At 72.4% G+C, this 3,212-nt stretch carries 3 protein-coding genes and 2 pseudogenes; 3 read left to right on the forward strand and 2 right to left on the reverse strand.

Annotated features, from left to right (window positions below):
- Positions 1 to 148: pseudogene (locus GT030_RS21800) on the reverse strand (decaprenylphospho-beta-D-erythro-pentofuranosid-2-ulose 2-reductase); the annotation flags it as partial.
- A gap of 161 nt (positions 149 to 309) precedes the next feature.
- Here GT030_RS21800 and GT030_RS21805 point away from each other — a divergent pair.
- On the forward strand, positions 310 to 1,218 hold the full coding sequence (locus tag GT030_RS21805) for a YihY/virulence factor BrkB family protein (RefSeq protein ID WP_161202550.1): 909 nt from the start codon (positions 310 to 312) through the stop codon (positions 1,216 to 1,218).
- Here the strand turns inward: GT030_RS21805 and GT030_RS21810 are convergent.
- Positions 1,166 to 2,452, reverse strand: a complete 1,287-nt coding sequence (locus tag GT030_RS21810) for a D-alanyl-D-alanine carboxypeptidase (protein WP_346009707.1) — start codon at positions 2,450 to 2,452, stop codon at positions 1,166 to 1,168. The two genes, GT030_RS21805 and GT030_RS21810, sit on opposite strands and share 53 nt — an antisense overlap.
- A 91-nt stretch (positions 2,453 to 2,543) precedes the next feature.
- On the opposite strand from GT030_RS21810, the gene GT030_RS21815 reads away from it, so the two are divergent.
- Both GT030_RS21815 and GT030_RS21820 read left to right on the forward strand, forming a co-directional pair.
- A complete protein-coding gene (locus tag GT030_RS21815; RefSeq protein ID WP_086695049.1) occupies positions 2,544 to 2,783 on the forward strand; it encodes a hypothetical protein in 240 nt (79 codons plus the stop codon).
- Between the two features lie 12 nt (positions 2,784 to 2,795).
- A pseudogene (locus tag GT030_RS21820) lies at positions 2,796 to 3,212 on the forward strand (metallophosphoesterase); the annotation flags it as partial.

The following is a 3,212-nucleotide window of genomic DNA, read 5'->3' on the forward strand; positions in this document are numbered from 1 at the left end:
CCGCGCGGTCGAGGGCCGGGCCGGGGCGGCCCGCGAGCCACACGGTGCGGGTGCGGCGGGCGATGAGGCGGCGCGCGGTGGCCAGCGCGATCTCCGACGTGCCGCCGAGGACGAGCAGGGACTGGGGAGGGCCGCAGACAGCAGACATGCGGGTGACCGTATCGCCCGCCTATGGCAGGGTGACCGCACGGCGGCACCGGGCTCCCCGCAATGGGTGATTAGTGCGACGCGCCGAGGGGTGGCCGAGGGGGCGGGCCCCGTCCGGGGCGTGGGCACATGGAGTTCACGCGAAAAGGGCAGAGGCGGATCATGGACTGGCTGAAGAAGCTGCCCGGCATCGGGCCGATCGTGACCTGGCTGATGACCACGCACGCCTGGCGCTCGTACGCACGCCTGGACCGGGTGAACTGGACGTGGCTCGCCGCGGCCATGACGTTCGTCAGCTTCATCGCCCTCTTCCCGCTGCTGACCGTCGCCGCGGCGGTCGCCGCGGCCACGCTCGACCCGGCCCGGCAGAAGACGGTCGAGAAGAACATCGCCGCCCAGTTCCCCGGCCTCGCGGACCAGCTCGACCTCAACGGGCTGGTGCAGAACGCGGGCACGGTCGGGCTGATCGCCGGTGCGGCGCTCCTCTTCACCGGTATCGGCTGGGTCGGCCAGGTCCGGGACTGCCTGCGCGCGGTGTGGGAGCTGCCCGAGCGGGACGGCAACCCGATCGTGCTGAAGCTCAAGGACGCCGGGGTGCTGATCGGCCTCGGCGGCGCCCTGCTGGTGACCCTGGCCGCCTCCACCCTCGCCACGGCCGCGATCGGCCGGCTGGCGTCGGCGATCGGTCTGGAAGAGCACAGCTGGGGCACCGTGCTGCTCCGGGTCGCCGCGTTCGCCGTCGCCGTCCTCGCCGACTTCCTGGTGCTGCTGTACGTGCTGAGCCTGCTGCCCGGGGTCGAACCGCCGCGCCGCCGCCTGCTGGTGGCGGCCCTGCTCGGCGCGGTCGGCTTCGAACTCCTCAAGCTGCTGCTGAGCGGCTACATCCAGGGCGTCGCCGCGAAGAGCGTGTACGGCGCCTTCGGTGTCCCCGTCGCCCTGCTGCTGTGGATCAACTTCACCTCGAAGCTGGTCCTTTACTGCGCCGCCTGGACGGCGACGCGCAGCGACGAGGGCAAGGTCACGGACGCTGCCGCCGGCGCATCAGATCAGGCAGCGGCCAGCGGCGGTTGACCAGGAAGGCCGCGCCGCCGAGCAGCACCAGCAGGCCGGCCGCGATGGCCACCGCCGTACCGGCGCCCCGCGAGCCGCCGCTCTGCGCGGTGGCGCCCTTCACCGGCTCCGACCCGGCGCCCGCGGTCCCCTGCGGGCCGCCGGTGACGTTCGCGCTGGGCGCGCCGCTCGGCTGTGCGCTCGGGGTGGCGTTCAGCGGCGGGACGAGCACGCCGACCGGCTTGACCTTGCCGGCCGCCTTGAAGCCCCAGTCGAAGAGCTGGGCGGTCTCCTTGTAGACCTCGTCGTGCTCGTGCTTCTCCGGGTTCATCACGGTGACCAGCAGCACCTTGCCGCCGCGCTCGGCGACGCCGGTGAAGGTGGCGCCCGCGTTGGTGGTGTTGCCGTTCTTGACCCCGGCGATGCCCGGATAGACGGACGTGTCCGCGTCCCCGCTCAGCAGCCGGTTGGTGTTCTGGATCTCGAAGGTCTCGCGGGTGGGCTTGCCCTTGCCCTTCCGCGTGGTCGCGCCGGGGAACTTGGCGCGCACGGTGGAGCAGTACTCCCGGAAGTCCTTCTTCTGCAGCCCGGAACGGGCGAACAGGGTGAGGTCGTACGCCGAGGAGTACTGCCGGGGGGCGTCGTAGCCGTCGGGGCTGACCACGTGGGTGTCGCCGGCCTGGAGGGCGTCGGCGTGGGCCTGCATGTCCTTGACGGTCTGCGCGACACCGCCGTTCATCGCGGAGAGTACGTGGACGGCGTCGTTGCCGGAGCGCAGGAAGACACCGAGCCACAGGTCGTGGACGGTGTAGGTCTCGTTCTCCTTTATCCCGACCATGCTGGACCCGTCGCCGATCCCGGCGAGGTCGGTGGGCACCACCTGGTGGCGCTGGTCCCTCGGGAAGCGGGGCAGCACGGTGTCCGCGAACAGCATCTTCAGGGTGCTCGCCGGGGGGAGCCGCCAGTGCGCGTTGTGCGAGGCGAGCACGTCGCCGCTCTCGGCGTCGGTGACGATCCAGGAGCGGGCGGTCAGGCCCCCCGGCAGCACCGGGACGCCGGGGGCGAGGTTCACCTGCGTACCGGGCACGCCGAGGCGGGCGCCGCCGACCTGGGACATACGGGCCGGGGGAGCGGCCGTGGGACTGCCGGACGGCTTGGGTGCGGCGAAGGCTGACGGGGCGAGGCCGGAGAGGGTCAGCAGTGCGGCGGATGTGATCAACAGGGATCGCTGGGCGATCTTCTTTGGTGCGGACACGATCGAGAACGTACCTGCCACGGGCTGTGAAGTCCCGCCTCCCGCTCCACCCCGGCCATGGAGCCGGATCGCGGGCGGTGATACTGGACTCATGAAGCTCAGCCGCCCGGTCTCCTGGTTCCTGCTCGCCTTCGGAGTGTGGAGCTGGGTCATCTGGGTCACTTTCGTCAAGAATCTCGTTGCGGACGGCAGCGGTCTCGCCTTCGACGACGGGCACCCCACGGCCTACTTCTGGGTGCACCTGACGCTGGCGGTCGTGTCCTTCGTATTGGGGACGGTCGTCGGGGTCATCGGGTTGCGCGGACTGCGCGCACTGCGTCGGACGTCATAGGGGACACGCCGGGTGGTCATCGTCTTCGCGCTCGTCGCCCTGGCCGTACTGGCCCTCGTGGCGGGCCTGCACTGGTACGTCTGGCGCCGCCTCGTCCGCGACACCACCCGCCCACGCGGGGTCGCCCGCCGTGCGGGCACGGCCCTCTTCGTCGTGGCCCCGGTCCTGATGGTCGCCGCCCTGGTCGCGGAACGCTCCGGGGCGCCCTTCTGGCTCCAACGGGCGCTGGCCTGGCCGGGGTTCCTGTGGATGGCCCTCGCGCTCTACCTGCTGCTGGCGACGGTGGCGACGGAGCCGGTGCGGGTGTGGGCCGGGCGGCGGGCGCGTCGGGCGACGCGGGAGGCGGTCCTTGCGGGGCTGGGCGCGGTGCCGGTGCCGGCGGCGGAGCGGGCCGGGGTGGCTGACGACGTGCCGGCGGCCCCGGCGGAG

Source organism: Streptomyces sp. SID1328, assembly GCF_009865595.1.
GTDB classification, from domain to species: Bacteria; Actinomycetota; Actinomycetes; order Streptomycetales; family Streptomycetaceae; genus Streptomyces; species Streptomyces griseoluteus.

Bases quoted from the DNA above. Each gene is read 5' to 3' on its own strand.
- GT030_RS21805 (WP_161202550.1), top strand. From the start codon at position 310: ATGGACTGGCTGAAGAAGCTGCCCGGCATCGGGCCGATCGTGACCTGG.
- GT030_RS21815 (WP_086695049.1), top strand. From the start codon at position 2,544: ATGAAGCTCAGCCGCCCGGTCTCCTGGTTCCTGCTCGCCTTCGGAGTG.